This is a genomic window from Pseudoalteromonas sp. L21, from assembly GCF_021728035.1.
GTDB classification, from domain to species: domain Bacteria; phylum Pseudomonadota; class Gammaproteobacteria; order Enterobacterales; family Alteromonadaceae; genus Pseudoalteromonas; species Pseudoalteromonas arabiensis.
Map to the genome: position 1 here is coordinate 378,978 of NZ_JAKKCV010000002.1, position 20,022 is coordinate 398,999.

17 protein-coding genes and 1 pseudogene are annotated in these 20,022 nt (G+C 40.5%); 13 read left to right on the top strand and 5 right to left on the bottom strand.

Annotation, left to right across the window (positions count from 1 at the left end):
* Window positions 1-66 precede the first annotated feature (66 nt).
* The 3 genes from L3V41_RS06885 to L3V41_RS06895 all read left to right on the top strand — a co-directional run bounded on the left by L3V41_RS06885 (window position 67) and on the right by L3V41_RS06895 (window position 3,267).
* Window positions 67-1,890: a DUF885 domain-containing protein gene (locus L3V41_RS06885; protein WP_237127409.1), complete on the top strand. Its 1,824-nt coding sequence runs from the start codon at window positions 67-69 to the stop codon at window positions 1,888-1,890.
* Between the two features lie 343 nt (window positions 1,891-2,233).
* A complete protein-coding gene (locus L3V41_RS06890) occupies window positions 2,234-2,731 on the top strand; it encodes a YcgN family cysteine cluster protein (RefSeq protein ID WP_138616689.1) in 498 nt (165 codons plus the stop codon).
* Window positions 2,731-3,267: an RNA methyltransferase gene (locus L3V41_RS06895; protein WP_237127410.1), complete on the top strand. Its 537-nt coding sequence runs from the start codon at window positions 2,731-2,733 to the stop codon at window positions 3,265-3,267. The genes L3V41_RS06890 and L3V41_RS06895 overlap by 1 nt, the downstream gene beginning before the upstream one ends.
* A 30-nt stretch (window positions 3,268-3,297) precedes the next feature.
* On the opposite strand, the pseudogene L3V41_RS06900 reads toward L3V41_RS06895, so the two are convergent.
* The 3 genes and pseudogenes from L3V41_RS06900 to L3V41_RS06910 form a co-directional block, all read right to left on the bottom strand.
* Window positions 3,298-3,568 (bottom strand): annotated as a pseudogene (locus L3V41_RS06900) (Txe/YoeB family addiction module toxin).
* Window positions 3,561-3,815, bottom strand: coding sequence for a type II toxin-antitoxin system prevent-host-death family antitoxin (locus L3V41_RS06905; protein ID WP_237118944.1), 255 nt, complete (start codon window positions 3,813-3,815; stop codon window positions 3,561-3,563). The pseudogene L3V41_RS06900 and the gene L3V41_RS06905 overlap by 8 nt, the downstream one beginning before the upstream one ends.
* A gap of 217 nt (window positions 3,816-4,032) precedes the next feature.
* Window positions 4,033-5,769, bottom strand: coding sequence for a hypothetical protein (locus L3V41_RS06910; RefSeq protein ID WP_237127411.1), 1,737 nt, complete (start codon window positions 5,767-5,769; stop codon window positions 4,033-4,035).
* Window positions 5,770-5,974: 205 nt separating this feature from the next.
* Here L3V41_RS06910 and L3V41_RS06915 point away from each other — a divergent pair, with 205 nt between their 5' ends.
* Window positions 5,975-7,660, top strand: coding sequence for a M1 family metallopeptidase (locus L3V41_RS06915; RefSeq protein WP_237127412.1), 1,686 nt, complete (start codon window positions 5,975-5,977; stop codon window positions 7,658-7,660).
* A gap of 38 nt (window positions 7,661-7,698) precedes the next feature.
* Here the strand turns inward: L3V41_RS06915 and L3V41_RS06920 are convergent, their stop codons facing one another.
* Both L3V41_RS06920 and L3V41_RS06925 read right to left on the bottom strand, forming a co-directional pair.
* Window positions 7,699-8,649 (bottom strand): carbohydrate kinase, encoded by a 951-nt coding sequence (locus tag L3V41_RS06920; RefSeq protein WP_237127413.1) that lies wholly within the window; start codon window positions 8,647-8,649, stop codon window positions 7,699-7,701.
* Complete coding sequence (locus L3V41_RS06925) at window positions 8,646-9,866, bottom strand: AGE family epimerase/isomerase (protein WP_237127414.1); 1,221 nt, start codon at window positions 9,864-9,866, stop codon at window positions 8,646-8,648. The genes L3V41_RS06920 and L3V41_RS06925 overlap by 4 nt, the downstream gene beginning before the upstream one ends.
* Before the next feature lie 138 nt (window positions 9,867-10,004).
* On the opposite strand from L3V41_RS06925, the gene L3V41_RS06930 reads away from it, so the two are divergent.
* The 9 genes from L3V41_RS06930 (at window position 10,005) to L3V41_RS06970 (ending at window position 20,001) form a co-directional block, all read left to right on the top strand.
* Entirely contained in the window at window positions 10,005-11,276 is a 1,272-nt protein-coding gene (locus L3V41_RS06930; protein ID WP_237115658.1) for a sugar MFS transporter, read from the top strand.
* 345 nt (window positions 11,277-11,621) lie between these two features.
* Complete coding sequence (locus tag L3V41_RS06935; protein ID WP_237127415.1) at window positions 11,622-13,511, top strand: methyl-accepting chemotaxis protein; 1,890 nt, start codon at window positions 11,622-11,624, stop codon at window positions 13,509-13,511.
* A gap of 22 nt (window positions 13,512-13,533) precedes the next feature.
* Window positions 13,534-14,613, top strand: a complete 1,080-nt coding sequence (locus L3V41_RS06940; protein WP_237115657.1) for a GGDEF domain-containing protein — start codon at window positions 13,534-13,536, stop codon at window positions 14,611-14,613.
* On the top strand, window positions 14,614-15,219 hold the full coding sequence (locus L3V41_RS06945) for a DsbA family protein (protein ID WP_237127416.1): 606 nt from the start codon (window positions 14,614-14,616) through the stop codon (window positions 15,217-15,219).
* A gap of 308 nt (window positions 15,220-15,527) precedes the next feature.
* Window positions 15,528-15,857: a hypothetical protein gene (locus L3V41_RS06950; RefSeq protein WP_237127417.1), complete on the top strand. Its 330-nt coding sequence runs from the start codon at window positions 15,528-15,530 to the stop codon at window positions 15,855-15,857.
* A 113-nt stretch (window positions 15,858-15,970) separates the two neighbouring features.
* Complete coding sequence (locus L3V41_RS06955; RefSeq protein WP_237127418.1) at window positions 15,971-16,492, top strand: GNAT family N-acetyltransferase; 522 nt, start codon at window positions 15,971-15,973, stop codon at window positions 16,490-16,492.
* 847 nt (window positions 16,493-17,339) lie between these two features.
* On the top strand, window positions 17,340-18,092 hold the full coding sequence (locus L3V41_RS06960; RefSeq protein ID WP_237127419.1) for a DUF3450 domain-containing protein: 753 nt from the start codon (window positions 17,340-17,342) through the stop codon (window positions 18,090-18,092).
* 10 nt (window positions 18,093-18,102) lie between these two features.
* On the top strand, window positions 18,103-19,470 hold the full coding sequence (locus tag L3V41_RS06965) for a MotA/TolQ/ExbB proton channel family protein (RefSeq protein WP_237127420.1): 1,368 nt from the start codon (window positions 18,103-18,105) through the stop codon (window positions 19,468-19,470).
* Window positions 19,471-19,473: 3 nt separating this feature from the next.
* Window positions 19,474-20,001, top strand: a complete 528-nt coding sequence (locus L3V41_RS06970) for a MotA/TolQ/ExbB proton channel family protein (protein WP_054552070.1) — start codon at window positions 19,474-19,476, stop codon at window positions 19,999-20,001.
* Window positions 20,002-20,022: the final 21 nt, after the last annotated feature.

The window sequence follows — 20,022 nt, forward strand, 5'->3', positions numbered from 1 at the left end:
ATACTTGCTTATTAGCAAGCTAAAGCCGCATAATTTATCTGTAATCACTATCAGGGCAAGGAAAGAATGAAAAATATAAAATTAGCAATAATCAGTTCGGCAGTTCTATTTGCATTAGTTGGTTGTAACGAACCTGCTTCTAAAAATGAAAAGCCGACGACTGAAAACGCACAAACTACGACGCAAGCAGAAGCACCTGCAGCGCAACTCGACACACTATTAGCCGATTACTTTGAAGATGGTTTACAGTTTAACCCTATCGGCGGCACTTACATTGGTCGTAGCGAATATAACGACCAATTTATTGCACCTATCAATAAAGCAAACCGTGACGAGCAGCTTAATTTTGTTAAAGAATACAAAAACAAACTAGCAAATATCGACAAAGCGCAATTAACAGGTCAGTCATTATTAAGCTACGAAATTCTAGCCCGCGATTTAGACCTTGCGATTGAAGGCGCGCAGTTTCCAAGTTATTTAATGCCAATTAACCAAATGGGCGGGGCGCATAATACCTTTGCTGCGTTAGGCTCTGGGCAAAGCGCACAGCCTTTTAACACGGTTGAAGATTATCTAGCATTTGAAAAACGTGCCGATGGCTTTATTGCGTGGTTAGACAGTGTTGAGCAATCAATGCGCCAAGGCATGAAAGATAAAGTGGTTCTTCCTAAACCGCTTGCTGAAAAACTATTACCACAATTTCAAACTCATATTGTAGAAAAACCAGAAGAGTCATTATTCTGGGGGCCAATTGCTCAGTTACCTGAGTCTTTCAGCGACGAACAAAAAGCACAGCTAACAAGCGCGTACACCGTGATGATCAGCGAGCGTTTAGTGCCTGCGTATCAAAAAATGACTGACTTTTTAGCCAACGAATACATACCTAATGCTCGCGAAAGCATTGGTTATAGCGACCTACCAAATGGTAAAGCATGGTATGAGTATCAAATCAAGCAGCATACAACGCTGAGCCTAAACGCCGATGAAATTCATGACATTGGCTTAAGCGAAGTATCGCGTATTTTATCTGAAATGAAAAAAGTCAAAGAGACTGTGGGTTTCGAAGGCGATTTAAAAGCGTTTTTTGAGCACTTAAGAACTTCAGATGAGTTTTACTACGATACGCCAGAAGAGCTAATTGCTGCGTATGAAGCAGTAAAAGAAAAAATCGACGCTAAGCTGCCGCAAATGTTCGATATTGCGCCAAAAGCGCCTTATATAGTAAAAGCAGTAGAAGACTTCCGCGCAGAATCTGCTGCGGGTGCATCTTACCAATCGCCAGCACCAGATGGTTCGCGCCCAGGTATTTTTTATATCAATACCTTTAACCTTAAAGCACAGCCTAAGTTTTTACTTGAAACCCTGTCTATTCACGAAGCGGCACCAGGCCATCATTTTCAAATTGCCTTGCAACAAGAAATAGAAGGATTACCGCTGTTTCGTAAATTTGGTGGCTACACGGTATTTGCAGAAGGGTGGGCATTGTATGCAGAAAGCTTAGGTAAAGAACTTGGCTTATTTACCGACCCTTACATGTGGTACGGCCGTTTATCGGATGAGCAATTACGTGCAATGCGCTTAGTGCTTGATACTGGTTTCCATGCGAAAGGTTGGACACGTCAACAAGGTATTGATTACATGTTGGCTAACTCATCAATGGCCGAAAGTGACATTATCGCCGAAGTTGAGCGTTATATTGCGTGGCCAGGTCAAGCGCTATCGTACAAGTTAGGTCAGTTCAAAATCCAAGAACTACGTGACTACGCGAGCAAAGAGCTAGGCGATAAGTTCGACATTAAAGCCTTCCATACGCAAGTGCTGATTGATGGCGCATTACCAATGCCTATTCTTGAAGAAAAAATTAAGCGTTGGGTTAACGAGCAAAAGTAAAATACCCAAACCACCTCAAGGGGCGAGTTTCAGTTGGAATTAAAAGCGATTTAGGCAAGGCATTGATTGCAAGTAATAGTGGTTCTATTGTTAAAATCAATAACGCAGTATAAATCGCTTTTAAACCAACCCTTTGGGCGCTTCACAGGCACTTACTCTCATCGTTGTTACTTCTTAAAAGGGAATGCCATTCTTGCAAAGTAACGCCTTGATATTAAGGCACCTGTGAAACGCTGAATTCTGCATCTTGAGATGGCTTGGGTATCGCCCAAACTCGCTAAACTTTGCGCGCATGCTGGCTTTACGCTAGAATGCGCGCTGTTTAGGGGCTTTGAGTAATACCATGTTAGAAGATCAATTTTGGCTTAAGCGCTCGCTTGAGCAAATGTCACAACCCGAATGGGAAGCCATTTGTGACGGCTGTGGTAAATGTTGTTTAAACACATTTATCGACAGTGAAGACGAAGATGAATTTACCGCAACGGATCAACTACGCGAGGGTGAAGAACTTATTTTCACTAATATCGTTTGCCAATACCTAGACAACGACACCTGTGGTTGTAGCGAATATGCGAACCGCCAAACCTTGGTGCCTTCATGTGTAAAGCTTACTAAAGAAAACCTCAAAGATATCTTTTTTATGCCGCAAAGCTGTAGCTACCGCCGTCTTTACGAAGGCCGTGGCCTTGCGTCTTGGCACCCATTACTGAACGGTGGTAGTAAAGACATGATGCATCAGCTGGGTATTTCTGTGCGTGACAAAACAGTGAAAGACTGTGATGTTGACCTAGATGACTTTGACCTATACGTGGCCGAGTGGCCAACCAGAGACATCGATTAATGAGCGCCTTTAAAGCCAGCATTGGCCTGTTAAACCCAAAAAGCCCAACGAATGTGGGTGGGGTGCTACGCGCCGCTGGGTGTTATAATGCCAAGCAGGTATTTTTTACTGGTAGCCGTTATTTACGCGCTAATAAGTACCATACCGATACCAAAAATGTGCTTGAGCATATTCCACTAACCCAAGTTGAAAGCCTAGAACAAGCCAAGCCTGAAGGTGCAACAACGGTGGTGATTGAGCTGGTTGAGGGTGCAACGCCACTACCTGAATTTAAGCATCCTGAAAACGCATTTTATGTGTTTGGCCCTGAAGATGGCTCGGTCAGTAAGGACGTGCTGAAATGGTGTGATGAAGTGGTGTATGTGCCAACAATAGGTTGTATGAACCTAGCCGCGACCTGTAATGTTGTGCTGTACGACCGACTTGCTAAACTCGGTGGCATCGAAAGCTCAAACAACACCATTTGTAATAGTCGAGACACCAACAACTCACTTAAATGGCAACCAAATCAATCTGAGAAAGCCGACACTGAGTAATCACTCATAATAGCTTCGTTAGCGCCAGATTTAATAGTGGTAGCGACAAGAAATTATCGTTATCGCTTGCTCATCGACTATGTAGACAAGTCTGTTAGTATCATCAATACGACGAGACCAAAAACCAGATAAGTTCTCTTTTAAGGGCTCTGGTTTTCCTATGCCCTCAAATGGTGAGCGCTTAACATCATTAATGAGTTTGTTGATGCGCTTGAGTGTTTTCTTGTCTTGAGTATTGCCAATACAGGTAGTCATCCCATGCGTCATCAGTCCACGACAGTAATCGTTGACTATCATTCATCAATTAACTCTCGTGCTGTTGTTTTACCAGCACGGTACTGTGCAATCGAACGGATTAGATATTCAGCGTTTTTAGGTGAACGTAATAAGTGAACTGTTTCCATAAGGCTATTGTAGTAATCCAAAGACATAACCACGGCATCTTCAGAATCACGACGGGTAATAACTGTTGTATCAGCATCATTAACTACACCATCCAAAACAGCTTTGAGATCATTTTTAGCTTCAGTAAAAGATACGATTCTCATAATAACCTCAACATGTACATTTAATGGAACAAGTATAGTCTTTAGTTATCTACATATACAGTGAGTTAAACATGAAGTGTTAATCAAGAAACAACTGATTTACCATCATTAGCGAGCTGCATGAATACACTTTTAAATGAAGTGGGGTTTATAGTACTGAAAGAGAGTGTAAAAAAAGAGCGCTAAATTGCGCTCTTTGTGTATTTAATTAAATTAATCACTCTTTTGTGATTTGTACATTACTTTCCATGTTAATACCGTTATCAGTGATGTCGGTGGAAAAATAAACACTAACAGGTTGATGACGTAGTGAATCAAGTTCAGCCATTTCCTCATCACTTAATTGACCGGTTGCTGCAACGCTATCGAGCAAAGGTAAAAGAATTTTTTGAACGTCAAATGCCATGTTCACAAAGCCATTTTTAGTGACACTTTGCGACTCTAGAGTACCGGCAATCTGTGCTGATTTATCACCAGTGAAAATCACGATATGATTGCCCTTTAGCGCCATTTTAATATCAAAGTTAAGTGGCACTGGTGAGGGAATGTATTCGTTGATCAGCACCGCATCACCATTGGCAGGCAGTTTTATATTGGCAAGTGGTGGGACAAAACCTTGCGCAATCGAATACAAACCATGGGCATCGGTAGCTGATAGGGTAACGATAGCATCAAGCTTATCAATTTGTGGCCCTTGGTAGTCATCAATAGTAAATGCAGCATCCTGAACGCTCACACTCATGCCTTGCACACCATTTGCAAAGCCCGACATCATGGCAAGCCCAGCGGTGCTCACATCTTGCATTTCATTTTGTAGTGCGACAATTGGGCCACAGTTAAACTCAGCTGACTTAATTGCACCCGTTAGTGTATTGGCAAGCGGCATTACTTTTGCGACATCAACACCATAGGCAACACTTAAAACTTGACCGTCAAGTTGTGTAGTGTGTTTTGGCACGAAGCCACGTATTGCTTGTAGAGTATTTAGTAAGTCTTGATCTGTGCTTTGCAGTACAGCTTTTACATCAAAGTTGGCGTAATCAGTAGTGATACGTGTTTTTGTCGTCCCCGACACAGTTGCAGGCCATTTAGCGGCAATGCTGGCGATGTCATCTTGACATTCAGGGGTTGAAATAGCCGCTAATGCATTGCCTTGCTGGGCTTTATTAAGTAACTCTTTTAGCATTTGATGTAAGCGAGAGTTTTCTTTACCAGTAAGGGCGTTAGCAATCCGTTGATGATCAACATAGCCTACAGAATTTCCATCCAATGAAAAAGTATTGATAAGCGTTGCCAGTTTATCGGTATCTGCTAATGATTTAACAGGCTTTTCAACCCCTAAAGCAATTCGTAAGTCTTGCTCGTTTGTTAAGGGACTACTCAAAGTGAGTGTTACCCAATTATCTGTTGCAGATGCAATCAGATGAATATCATCGATACCATCAAAAGTGAGTGCAAATTGTGTGTACGTGACACCTTGTGAAGATTCATCAGAGTAGGCAATACCCGCTTCATCAGCAGACTCTTTAATACTATTTAAGAGTGCGGTTTGCTCACCCACTTTAATACGAAATATCGGCATTAATCCTTGGCTGTAAAACAGCCCCATAGAGTCATCGCTGAACCCCCATGTAGACTTGAACGTGTCATATGACGTTAACGATGTTTGGTACTTTTCTAAAAGCGCTGCAATAAAGAGGGCATTTGGATCGCCACTCGTTCTTAGCTGAGCAACAACGGGCGTTAAATCGTTGCCGCCTTTCATTGCACTCGGCATAAGCTCAAAGTATTTAGCATACGGAAATGGTTTTAATTGACCGTAAAAAATTGGCGTGTCGGCAGGGACATGCTGAAGTTGCGACAACTCTACATTAATGCTTGTATTACTTTGTGAATAGAGGAACGCGCCAGCGACAATAGCGACTGCGCCTCCTGCAAGAAGTTTGCTATTCATAGCATAAATTCCTTTTTAATAATTAGATACGCTGAAAAACATACCACGATTACCGTTAAAAGTCCTAGGTTTAGATACTCTACATATCCAGAGCATCACCTCTATCTGTTTTGAATATAGGTCTGAATTTCATCGCAAATCTTAGTAATAAATAATTGCTCATGTCATTTTAAATCAATAAAAATAACGATAAGGAAAAAGTATTTTGCACGTAAATCAATTTTTTAAAGTAGCCACTACGCTCGTAGCATCGGCTGTGCTAGCCGCGTGTAGTTCAAAACCTATTGCGTTAGATCCTGTTATTGGTGATACAGGGCAAGCGTTATCGGCGATTGCACTTAAAAGTGATGTTAAGCACTACGATTTGGCACTTGAGGTATTTCCTGATAATAAACGTATTAAAGGTATTGCTACTACAGAGTTTAAACTGCTGGCAGCCACTCAATTTGTAGAATTAAAATTGGATAGCCGTTTTACAATTAATGAGGTGAGCTCAAAAGGCGAGGTTCTCAAATATGAGCGAGATGGCGGTGTAATTCGTGTTGACTTAGGTGAGCAACAAGCAAAAGGTAGCATGGTAAGTGTTGCTGTAGCCTATCAAGGGTTTCCTCATATAGCTAAAAATGCCCCTTGGGATGGCGGGTTCGTATTTTCAAAAACAGAGCAAGGTGAACCTTGGATAGCAACCGCTGTGCAAGGAGAAGGTTGCGACTTATTCTGGCCATGTAAAGACCATTTTGCAGACAAAGCAGACAGTATGCGCATTCGTCTAACAGTACCGCAAGGGCTGAGTGCGGTGACTAATGGCGTATTACAAGAAGTGAAGCCAGTTGGGGGCAATAAACAACAGTTTGATTGGTTGTTATCGGTGCCTGCCAGTGATTATAACATTGCACTTAATATTGGCCCTTACACGCGTATTCAAACGGATTACACCAGTGTGAATGGCGCGACTGTACCTATCGAATTCTGGTCTCTCAAAAAAAATGAGCAAAAAGCACGAGAGCTTATCGAAAATGATTTACGCCAGCAGGTTACGTTTTTTGAAAAGATGCTTGGTCCATACCCATGGGGCGGTGAAAAGTTAGGTTTTGTTGAGACGCCACACTTAGGCATGGAACACCAAACAGTCAACGCGTATGGTAAAAAATACAAGCGTGATCCAAATGGTTATGATTGGTTACTGCAACATGAGCTGGCTCATGAATGGTTTGGCAACTTAATGACCCATGAAAAGCTCAATGATGCATGGCTGCATGAGGGGTTTGGTTTTTACATGCAACCCAGTTACAGCTTATATAAATTTGGTGACGCAGCGTATAACCACAGCATGTACTCAGCTTACCTTGGGCTGAAAAACTGTGAACCAGTGGTACTTGATGGACAAATTACATCAGACCAAGCGTTTAACTCCGATATATATGGCAAAGGTGGTTGGACATTACACACTCTTCGCTGGCTTGTGGGTGAAGACGTATTTTGGCAAGCAACACGAGAGCTTCTTTATGGTGTGAATAACACAGCGTCATTAACATACCCAATTGCACCTCGTTATCGTAATACAAACGAGTTTATTGCCATAATTAATCGTTTAACCAAAAAAGACTATCAATGGTTTTTTAATATGTATCTTAAGCAGGCTGAATTACCTGTATTAAAAGAAACATATAACGGCGATACGTTAATATTGAGCTGGCAACATCCACAAATTGCAGCTGAACGTTTCCCAATGCCAGTTCCTATTTCGATAAATGGCATAGAGAAAATATACCAAATGGATAAAGGAGAGCTGCGTATCACATTAAAAGAAGCTGATCATGTCGTTATTGACCCAAACATGAAAGTACTGCGTTATCTACCTATCATTGATAAATGTAAAAAAGAGCAGTGATGCGATAAAGAACACGGCTTTAAAAGCCGTGTTCATAATTATAAGTCATTTGCACTTGGCAATGACGCAAATGCGCCATAGCGACTGACTGCAAAAGCACCTGCTTTAGCTGCGTAAGCAATCGTCTCTTCGATATTGCTTTGGGTTTGGCAGTATTCTTTAAAACTCTGTTTATTGGGGCAATACTGGCCAATTTTAGCCAGCATACCACCAATAAATGCATCGCCTGCGGCTGTGGTATCAACAACCTTGGTGGCTGGTGGAGTGACTTCACCTGTAAAATCAGCATGGTAATATCGAATAGCTTCGCCACCATTGGTCACCAACAAACAGCTAACCCCAGCTTTTAAAATGGTTTTAATAGTGTGCTCGAATGGTTGGTCTTTGTGACTGCGGTTATTTAAAAATTCCAGTTCTTCATGTGAAAGTTTCACAATATCTGAGAGCGATATGACATGCCAAATACGATCAAGTGTATGACGCATGCTTGGCCATAAATTCTCACGTAGGTTCATATCAAAGCTACAAATAGCACCCGCTTTTTTGGCTTGTGTTAGGCCATAAATAGTTGTTTGATAGATGTTATGTTCCGTTAAGCTATTGCTGCATACATGCATGATGGCGTGTTCAGAAAACATGCTATGTTCAAAATCATCAACCCGATAGAGCAAGTCTGCGGCAGGGGGCCTGTAGAAACTAAACGAGCGTTCACCGCTTTCATCTAATGAAACAAATGCAAGGGCTGTTTTTGCTGCATCGGTAAATTGGCAATACTGGGTATTTACGCCATGTTGGGTCAGTTCATCTTTTATAAAATGGCCGAACATGTCATCGCCTAACATACCACAAAAGCTTGTTTTTAAACCGAGTTTAGCAGCAGCCACCGACACGTTTGCAGGGGCACCACCGGCGTATTTGGTAAATGACTCAGGCTGTTTGCCATCTGATAGAAAGTCAATTAATGCTTCGCCAAAACACACTAAACTCATTTTGCATTCCTCAATCTAATCGTTCTTAAAACTTCGTAACAGGCACCCATTGTATGATAGTCGGTTTTACCTGCGGGGGATTTTTCATCGCTATAAGGTCGGTTATCGACAGATAAAATTCGATACCAAGCACCGTACTTATGGTCGACCATATGTTGCCAGCTGTACTGCCAAATCTTTTCGTACCATTGCCAATAGGTTTCATCATTTGTGGCATCAGCGAGTAGGGCTGCTGCGGCTAACGACTCGGCTTGAACCCAAAAATATTTATCGCTATCACATATTTGTTTATCTGGAGAAAAACCATAAAATATACCACCATACTGATTATCCCATGCAACAGTAAGTGTTTTATCAAACAAACTTTTGGCACGTTCAACGAGCCAAGGCTCATCAATGTGGCGATTTAAAATCAGTAACAGTTTAGCCCATTCAGTTTGATGACCTGGCTGAAATCCCCACGGCCTAAATAAGTGTTTAGGATCATTCTTGTTATAATCAAGATCGAGTTGCCAGTCGTGAGAATAATGCTCCCAAATAAATTGTCGGCTATTTCCAGCCAGTTTAACTGTAAAGGTTTCTGCAAGTAGCTTGGCTCGTGCTAAATAGCGGGCGTTATTCGTTGCTTCAAAACACATCAAAAAAGCTTCGCATAAATGCATATTGGCGTTTTGACCACGGTAGCTATCTGCTTGACTCAAGTCACCTGTTCGCTCGTCTAAATACGCGTTGTGATGTTGTTCAAAGTAATGTTTTTCGAGTAAATCCCAAACTCGCGATATTGTTTGCTCACATTCAGATATTCCTGCCTTTAGAGCAACTGCATTAGCAAGTAACACAAATGCAAGTCCATAACAGTGGTTAGTATCATCTAAAATAGTGATGCAACCGGCATCGTCTTGTTCTAACAGCCATGCGTAGCCACCCGAGAGTTGTTTATGAACATTTTCAAGATGATCTAGACCATGTTTTGTCAGTGTTAGGTAGTCTGGGTTTTTAAACTCGATATAAGCCATTGCATAGTTGAACACAAAGCGAGTACTAGATACTAAATGGCGAGTGTGTTTGTTATAAACCTCACCATCATTTTTAAAATACTGGTAAAAGCCACCCGCACCGTTTGAAGCGTGATCAACACAATGAGGATGATAAAAAGCAAGCGTATCTTTTATGTGCTGTTGTAAAAAAGGCAGCGATTTGAAGTTGACGGTTTGCACATCTTCTCCAGCTAAATATTTAAGATAATACAATCATAGCAGGAAATTTAATAATTGGAACGTTCCTATTAAATCCTTGTGCTATTTTTACATCAATGTGTAGAATCGAACGCAACTTGTTAACGGAGTGAAAACCACGTGAGTGAAATTAATACAAACCAATCGTTTGTCGCCGATGGCTCGCAGCAAAATAAAAACTATCTGCTACCACTGACGGCAATGACAACCCTGTTCTTTTTATGGGGCTTTATCACAGTTCTAAATGATGTGTTGATCCCACGCTTAAAAGGGGTGTTCGACTTAACTTATACAGAAGCGATGCTGGTTCAGTTTTGCTTTTTTGGTGCTTATTTTATTGTGTCATTACCTGCGGGTATGTTGGTGAAAAAGCTTGGTTATAAAAATGGCGTACTAACAGGCCTTGTAGTGGCCTCAATTGGCTGTATGTTATTTTACCCAGCAGTCGTTGTGCATGAGTACTGGTTATTTTTAGGTGCATTATTTGTGTTAGCCTCGGGTATTACGGTATTACAAGTATCAGCTAACCCTTATGTTGTTGCGCTAGGTCCAGAAAAAACCGCGTCATCACGTCTAAACTTAGCGCAAGCGCTTAACTCATTAGGTACCACTGTTGGCCCTTATGTAGGGGGGATTTTATTCTTCGGTACAGCGGGCACATTAGCTGCGAATGCTGCAACAGCTGAGTCTGTAAAAGTCCCATATCTGATGTTAGCTGCAGCGCTTTTAACAATTGCAGTAGTATTTGCATTTTTTAAATTACCAGTGATTTCTGAGCATTCAGAAGAGCAAGACTGCAAAGCAAAAAATCACAGCCTTAAAGAAGCGCCACATTTAATAATGGGTGTTGTGGGGATTTTTTGTTATGTGGGTGCTGAGGTATCAATTGGTAGCTTCTTAGTTAACTATTTTGGTGAAGCACACATTGCAGGCCTTGAAGAGCATGCAGCGGCAAGCTTGATTGCTTACTACTGGGGCGGTGCAATGGTAGGTCGCTTTATTGGCTCTGCGGCACTACAAAAAGTGGCCCCTTCAAAAGCATTATTTTTTAATGCAATGATGGTAATTGTATTATTGCTCGTGACTATTTTCACTGAAGGTAATGTGGCGCTTTATTCTGTACTGGCAATTGGTTTATTTAACTCAATTATGTTCCCAACAATCTTCTCAGTTGCAATCGAAAGCTTGGGTTCACTGACGAGTAAAGGCTCGGGCTGGTTATGTTTAGCCATCGTTGGTGGTGCACTTGTACCATTAGTACAGGGTGTTGTTGCCGACACTGTGAGTATTCAACAGAGCTTCTTCGTTCCTGTAGTCTGCTACGCATTTATTGCTTGGTATGGACTAAACGTGGTTCGCTTAGCTGATAGCTGGAAAAAGCGTATTGCATAATCACTTTTAATGATGGAATACCCCGCGCAATGTTGCGGGGTTTTTTGTGCCTAATGAATACTTAATAAGTAAATTTACATGATACAACTGCTTAATGAATACGTATTCAAGATGCAAATGTTGCGTTGCCAGTAGGAACGTTCCAACTGTTAATTTGAACATATTTCATTTATTAACTTTAGTAGCAAAGCTGCCTGCCGTTAACAAAGTAATTGATTTATATAGAAAGCGTTTACTTTAAATTGGGACGTTTTTACTGTTTTAGCCTAAATTTATAAGACAAAGTGGTTTTAATTTGTTAAAAATAAATAGCTAACAACGAAAAAAATAACAAACAGGTTTGTCATGCAAAGCACTCTTAAATTTACCACCAAGGTAACTGTGGCTGCATCACTGGTTTTAGTGATAGTGCTCGGTTTATTTACCATTAACAATTTCATCTCTATGCGTAGCCAAACGCAGGAGCAGCTTTCGCTCGTTCTTCAAGAGATTTCTCAATCGGTATCGCAAAATATAGCAAATTGGCTAAACGCGAAGCTGGCTATTGTTTCATCTGTTGCCGAAACTTATCAGTTAGGAGATAGTAAAAGCCTAACACTGACACAGCTAAACACAGCGGATAAAGCAGGCGATTTTAAAAACACCTACATTGGTATTACCGATGGTACCTTTGTTTTGAATGACCAATCAGTTGTATTACCACCTGATTACGATGCTACGACTCGTCCGTGGTACAAGCTTGTTGAAAACAAAACAAACACCGCGTTTACTGCCCCTTATATTGATGTAACCACTAACGAGCTAACTATTTCTGCTGTTGCCCCTATGCAAGCCAATGGTGTTTTTAGTGGGGTTGCAGGTGCCGATATCGATATGAAAACTATTACAAAGATCGTTAACGAAATTGACTTTTTAGGGTTTGGTTATGGATTTTTACTCGACAGTGAAGGGCGCATATTAAGCCACCCAGACACAAAATTTAACGATAAGAACATGCGCGATTTATTTGGTAAAAGTCTGTCTTTACAATCTGAGTTTGTTGAAGTGCAAGTTGGTGGTTTAGAAAAACTCGTGTCGTTCACTAAAATTAAAGGAATTCAAAACGTTGACTGGTATTTAGGCGTGGTGATCAACGAAGAAATTGCTTACTCATCGGTGGCCTCATTTAGAAACATGGCGGCCATTTATATGTTAATCGGTATCGCCGCCATTGTGCTAATGATGCAGTTCTTACTTCGTTATTTAATGCGCCCAATGCAGCGTTTAAACGATGCCATTAAAGATATTGCTCAAGGTGAAGGGGACTTGACCCGCCGCCTCGAAGTTGAAAACAACGATGAGTTTGGTGAACTAAGTCACTACTTTAATGCTTTTATTGAAAAAATTCATGGCTCTATCGAGCAAGTTAAAAACACCACGGTAGAGTTAGAGCGCCTAGTAGAAAGCTTGGTTAACCAGACTCAAGGCACATTAGCTATGTACGCAGACCAAACTAAACGTACTGATAACGTGGCAACCGCAATTAACGAGCTTACTTCAAGTGCGGTGGAAATATCCAACAGTGCAAGTCATGCATCAGCACTTGCTACACGTGCTAATAACCAATCGCTTCAAAGTCAGGCTGCACTGGCAGATAACCTTGCTGCGATAAATGCACTTTCACGCAATATGGAACAAGCACAAAAAACAATCAACAGCCTAGATGCGCATACCGTAAGTATTGGTCAGATCCTTGAAGTGATTAAAGGGGTGAGTGAGCAAACTAATTTACTGGCACTTAATGCTGCGATTGAAGCTGCCAGAGCCGGTGAAGCAGGGCGAGGCTTTGCCGTTGTAGCAGATGAAGTGCGTCAGTTAGCACATCGTACGCAACAATCGACGCAAGAAATTGAAGAGATGATTTCGCAGCTTCAGCAGGGTTCAGCCTCGGCAGTAGAAGTAATGACTGCGAGTATAAAAGACAGTGAAAAAAGTGTGGCACAAGCCAATGTTGCGGGCGAAAAAATGTCTGAAGTCACCCATGCTATAGAGTCAATAGATGAAGTAAATCACAGTGTTGCTAACGCTACGACTGAACAAAATCATGTTATACAAACCCTCGATAGCGATATTCACTCAATTAGTGAGTTGTCTAACCAAGGTGAAAATAACTTAAATAACACCTTGAATGAGTGCACGAAACTTAAAGCACAGTTTTATGAGCTAGAAAAGCTCGTTTTAACCTTTAAAGTTTAATTAACAACGGAATTATACTGTATTGGATCAAAATTGGCTTGCAGCTGTAACCACAAAAACCGTTGACACGGCGGATAAGCAACGCCGTGCCTTTACCTTGTTTACAATGGCATTTTTTGCACTTGTATTGATTACATCATTAGTCATTTCTAATTTCCATATTTATGAAATGCCACTAACTGTGATGTTAATTGTTAGTGATATAACAATCGTACTGTGTTTGCTGTATTATTTTAAAACAGGCAACTTAATGACAATTGCCAGTATTATTATGTCGATCGTTTTACTTTTGTGTATTTCTCTTATCTACACTGGAGGTAAAGAGAATACAGCCCTTTATTGGGTTATGTTTTACCCTGTGGTTTCTTATGTCACATTGGGGCTGATGTTTGGCAGTGCATTATTGGCGGTGATGTATATCAGTACTTTACTGATGTTATTTGGCCCCAACTTTGGGCAAGTGCAGTATGGCGATGTTGAAGTTTCTCGTTTTTTGGCCTCATTTACACTGGTTATTTTATTTTCTGCGATAAGTGAATACTTTAGAAAAAAGAGCCATCAAAAAATTGCAGACATTACATTGATAGAGAAGCGAGATGCATTAACAGACCCACTTACAGGCCTTGCCAATCGACGTTATATTTATGAACACATTCAGCCAAGGCTTGATACAGAAGCTAACAGTTATTTACCTATGTCTGTGTTATTAATCGACTTAGACAACTTTAAAGTGCTCAATGACACCTATGGTCATGACTTTGGCGACCAGGTTTTAATTGCCTTTACTTCCATGCTTCACGATAAATTACGTGGCACAGATATAAAAGCACGCTATGGCGGTGAAGAATTTATGATTCTATTACCAAAAGCAAGTTTGAAAACAGCCCATGGTGTTGCTGAAAAGCTACGTGCATACGTATCGAATAAGCAAATAGCTTATGATGTTGGCCAGTCTATTTCTATTACTTGCAGTATTGGTATTGCAAGCCTTGAACATGGTAATCAATTTAGTAAAGCCATAAAGCAAGCTGATGATAATTTGTATAGAGCCAAAGCAAAAGGGCGTAATGTGGTCGTGTCTGATTTTCATGAGGTGAGCTAAATGGCAAAGCTGATTTATGTATATGACCCTATGTGCAGTTGGTGCTGGGGTTATAGAGAAAGCTGGTTAAAACTTAGAGAAGCCCTTGGCGATAAACTCGCTATTGAATATAAAGTGGGTGGCCTTGCGCCTGATTCTGATGAACCAATGCCTGAAGGTATGCAGCAATTTTTACAGCAAACATGGCAACGTATAGAACAGCAGCTTGGCACTAAGTTTAATCATGATTTTTGGTTGAATACTCAACCACGTCGCTCAACTTACCCTGCATGCCGTGCTGTGCTTGTTGCAAGGCAATACAACAAAGAGCTTGAGATGCTCTATGCAATTCAAAAAGCCTATTACCTAAATGCACAAAACCCATCTGATATAAGCACGCTTGCCAACCTTGCCGAGCAAATTGGTTTAGCAAAAAACACTTTTATTACAGAAATTCAAAGTGAAAAAATAAATTCTTTACTAGTGAATGAAATAAACGAGGTTAGAAGTTTGCCTATCCAAGGTTTTCCTTCTTTAGTTATTGAAGATAAAGGAGCTTACCATGCAGTGCCTGTTAATTATCAAGACTGGCAAAGCACTTACCAGAAAGTCCTTTCGTTAATTTAGTCTATCAGCGAAATTACTTTTCATGAGCTGCTAGATTATATGTTTCAAAAACTTTCTGAATTCTTCACTTGAACAATACTAAAGCACGGCTTTTATTAATGTTTTTGTTCAAGCTTTCGAATAGTCAAGAAAACAACCCTATTGCGTATTTTTCTGAAGGAAGAAGGGGTTCTGTCAGTGTTTAGTATACGTAGTAATTGATTAATAACTTTGTTACTAATATATCTTTGTGATAATCGAGTTCAAATGTAGTAGATAAACGACAGGTTTTCTCGCTATAAGCATGTTATGTTTCAAGGAGGAGTTTTATGAGTAACTATGAAATAGTAAATACTTTTATTGCGCTAATTGCTATATGTATTTCTTTTATAGCAATAGTTCGAACTCGCAAGTTATCGGAAAAACAATTAGCGTTAGAAAAAACAAATTCAAAGTTGTCTGCTCTTGCTGTTCTAGTTTCCGAATATAAATCTGAAGCTGAATCAATTAGAGTAGCTTTAAGTGATGGTACTATTGAGATAGAAAACCTATCCAGAGTTGGTATGGGAAACGCTCTTAATGGAGCTCTAGATAAGCAGTATAAAGCTATTGAGGATATAGAAAAAATACTAATTTCTCATCAAAAAACTGAAACATAATAGGCAAATTAAATGGGCGGATAAAATAGTTAGCCTTGTTCGTGTGCCTTACAAATTATAGCTAACAATTTTTCTCTATTAAGGTGTTATGCCTGAAATCAAAGTGAGGATTTATGGAACGAATCATATCTTCGGATATAACTCTCAAGAAATTAGAAGTTACAGATGCTTCAGCACTTCTCAATGCAGTTGAGCTAAGCAGAGTGAACCTATCAAAATACATGCCCTGGGAAAAAACAGTAGTAGATCTTGATGGTGCTCATTCTTATATTGAAAGCCGGTTGAATAGTGGTATCGAGGGTTCAGAATGGTTTGCTGTATGTTTCAAAAGTCAATTTTCTGGAGTATTTGGTGTAAAGTCAATTGAACGTGAATCTAAAGTGTGTGAATTAGGTTATTGGCTTGCTGACAATGCCAGAGGTAAACGTGTTATTGGGCAAATACTGGATATTGTTGTACCATCTCTTTCATATGAACAAGGGGTTAAAATCATCGAATTCCATTGTTTAGAAAGTAACTCCGCTAGTTTAAAGGTGGTAAAACGTGCAGGGGCAACGTTGAATCGAAGAGTTAGAAACACGCTGAATGTGCCCAATAAAGAGCAAATAATGTGCGTCTACACGCTAGAAGTCTAAGCAAGGTTTTGGTGTTGCTTGCACCTTAAGTTGGCGCTATTGTTCAAAGACTATTACGCGTTTATCTTCGAAAGCAAAACCTAGTGTATCTTCCTCGCAGACTTCTAGTGCATTTTCGGTAAGCTGCTTAGGATAGAAATGCTTCAGCTTGATTAGGCAGAAACGGTGCTGGACTATTGTAAATAAGATTTAGTGGGTATTTTATGCCAACAAGAACCACAGGGGTCGTTCTTCTAGAAGTAGCAGTTAGTTATATTCATTCTGACGTCCTCCTAAAATATTTTTTTAACCTTTTTAAAAAGAAAATATAAAAAAATGTTACTGTCACGATATAAATTAAAATAACGTATATCGTAGCTATTTGGTTTTTGATGTACCCAGCAATAAGAAAAATACCGTAAATAGCAAAGGCCCAGTATATAAATCCTAAAACCTCATCGAGTAAGGTAATTTTCGATAGATAATAAGCTAGTTTTTTGGGGATCATAAGCAATCCTTCTTAGATAAATTAATTCAGCTTGTGTTTTCTTATCATTCAATTTGAAGTTGAGCATTGTTTTTTAGTAGTAAAAATGGCTTTAACATAGTTACCAAGAGGTTTTTCAATAAAAGTTAATAGCTGAAGATCACTACTTCTTTTCAGAGTGGGGTAAAGTCTAAACAGAATAACTCTTAAACTTCATACCAATATCGCTTTCTTTTCAGCCTAATATAAACTAATTGTTACAGCTGTCATATTTTTGTATTTTTTGCGCAACATGCTTGTCATTTTTCATCGTTATCCTTTCGCACATTAAAACAAACCCACTAGCAAATTAAGCTAACTTAACGAGTAAAGGTGTATGCGATGAAAGGCGTTAAACCACTGATTTTAGCAGGTATTGTAGCGGCATCTGCAACAGTACATGCAAACGATCTAGATAAAGTAATTGATAAAAGCAGCGAAATAAACAACTCTGCAGCGCAATCACAAACTAAAATCGACAAGATTGCAGATTCAATGCAAGGTCGTTTACAACAATTTAAAGCCCTTAATAAAGAAATTGATGGCTTAACTGTTTATAACGCGCAGCTAACTAAGCAATTAAATAACCAAATTGCTGAAATGGACTCGTTAAACGAGTCAATGGATCAGGTGTCGGTTATTGAGCGTCAAATTACGCCGTTAATGATGCGCATGATCACAGGTCTTGAGCAATTTGTTGCTCTCGACGTGCCTTTCTTAACTGAAGAGCGTAGCAAGCGTATTGCATCATTAAAAGAAATGATGGACCGCGCAGACATCACCTCAAGTGAAAAATTCCGCCGCTTACTTGAAGCTTATCAAGTAGAAGTCGATTACGGTCGCACTATCGAAGCGTACACATCATTACTTAATGTAGATGGCCAAGAGCGCGAAGTAGATTTCTTACGCATCGGTCGTTTAGAACTTATTTATTTAACACGCGACGGCAAAAAAGCAGGCAGCTGGGATACACAAACTAAATCATTTGTTGAATTACCAGATTCTGCAATCAGCCAAATCAATAAAGGTTTACGCATTGCACGTAAGCAACTTGCCCCAGATATGTTAACACTGCCAGTCCACGCTGCTGAATAAGAGGTTTGAGATGAAATTATTAACGAAAATGACAAAAATGGCCGTGTTTGCAGCTGGCCTTGGTTTTGCTGGTAGCAGCCTAGCGGCTGAGCCAATGGATTTAGATTCATTACTAAAAACATTAGAGCAGGGTAAAGCACAGCAAAGCGCTGAAAATAAACAACGTGAACAAGCGTTCATGGCGCGTCAAAACGAACAAGTACAAATGCTTAAAGACACACAAGCAAAACGTACTGCAATGCTTAACGAGTCGGAGCGTTTAGAAACGCAGTTTGAAGAAAACGAAGTAAAACTAGCTAACTTAACCGAAACACTTTCAAACCGCATGGGCTCACTTAAAGAGCTATTCGGTGTGTTACAACAAGTCGCGGGCGATTCTAGCAACAAATTCATGACCTCTGTTGTTTCTGCAGAGCTTCCTGGTCGCAGTAACTTCATGGATGAGCTGGCACAAAAAATGGGCTCAACGTCAAAGCTTGCTTCTATTGATGATATCGAAAAAGTATGGTTTGAATTACAACGCGAAATGACTGAACAAGGTAAAGTATCTCGCTTTACAACTGATGTTATCGTTGAAGGTGGCAGCAAAGCACAAAAAGAAGTGGTGCGTGTTGGTGCATTTAACTTAATCGCTGATGGTAAATACCTAGAGTACACACCTGCTACAAATACAATCAGCCAGCTTACACGTCAGCCAAGCAGCCGTTACACAGCAACGGCATCGGATCTTCAACATGCAAATTCGGGTGTTGTACCGTTCGCACTTGACCCAACTGGCGGTTCAATCTTAGGTCTTTTAGTACAAGCACCTGACACTGAAGAGCAAGTTCACCAAGGTGGTACTGTAGGTTATATCATCTTAGGTGTTGGCTTAATCGCTTTACTAATTGCACTTGAGCGTTTTGTATCTCTGATGATTATGGGTAGCAAAATCCGTCGTCAGCTTAAAGACACAGTGGCACGTGATGACAACCCGCTTGGTCGTGTAATGAAAGTGAAAGACCAGTACCCAGATGTCGCGTACGACACGCTTGAGCTTAAATTAAGCGAAGCAATTATTCGTGAAATGCCAAAAATTACTCGTAACCTGACGCTAATTAAGATTATCTCTGTGGTAGCACCATTACTTGGTCTACTAGGTACGGTAACCGGTATGATTAACACCTTCCAAGCAATTACCTTGTTCGGTACAGGTGACCCTAAACTAATGGCGGGTGGTATATCTCAGGCACTTGTAACAACGGTACTTGGTCTGGTTGTGGCTATCCCAACAGTATTCTTATACACACTTCTTAACACGCGTTCTAAAAACATGCTGTTGATTTTACAAGAGCAAAGCGCAGGTATCATCGCAGAGCGAAGCGAGAAAGGAGCATAAATCATGGTGCTATTGATTGATGCAATCAATGCTCTACGTGATTTCCTCGACACAGGTGGCCAAGTTCTCTTGGTCATCGGGGTCCTCATCTTCGCGATGTGGTTATTGATACTTGAGCGTTTTATGTACTTTTTTGGTGGCTTTAAACGCTACAAGAAAGACGTAAAAAGCACTTGGAGCAATAGAGCAGAGCGTAACAGCTGGAACGCAGAGCAAATTCGCCAAGCGATGATTTCACGCGCTGGCATGCAATTAAATAATAACCTTGCGCTTATCAACGTAATGGTTGCGTTATGTCCACTTTTAGGTCTGTTAGGTACCGTAACCGGCATGATCGAAGTATTTGATGTAATGGCAATCACAGGCACGGGCAGTGCACGTTCGATGGCATCAGGGGTGTCTAAAGCCACTATCCCAACAATGGCCGGTATGGTGGGTGCACTTTCAGGGGTTTTCGCATCAACGTTCTTACAACGTCGTGCAAAACGCGAAGTGCAATTACTTGAAGACAACATGGTTTTAGACCACTAAACGAATTTTAGGGTGATGTGA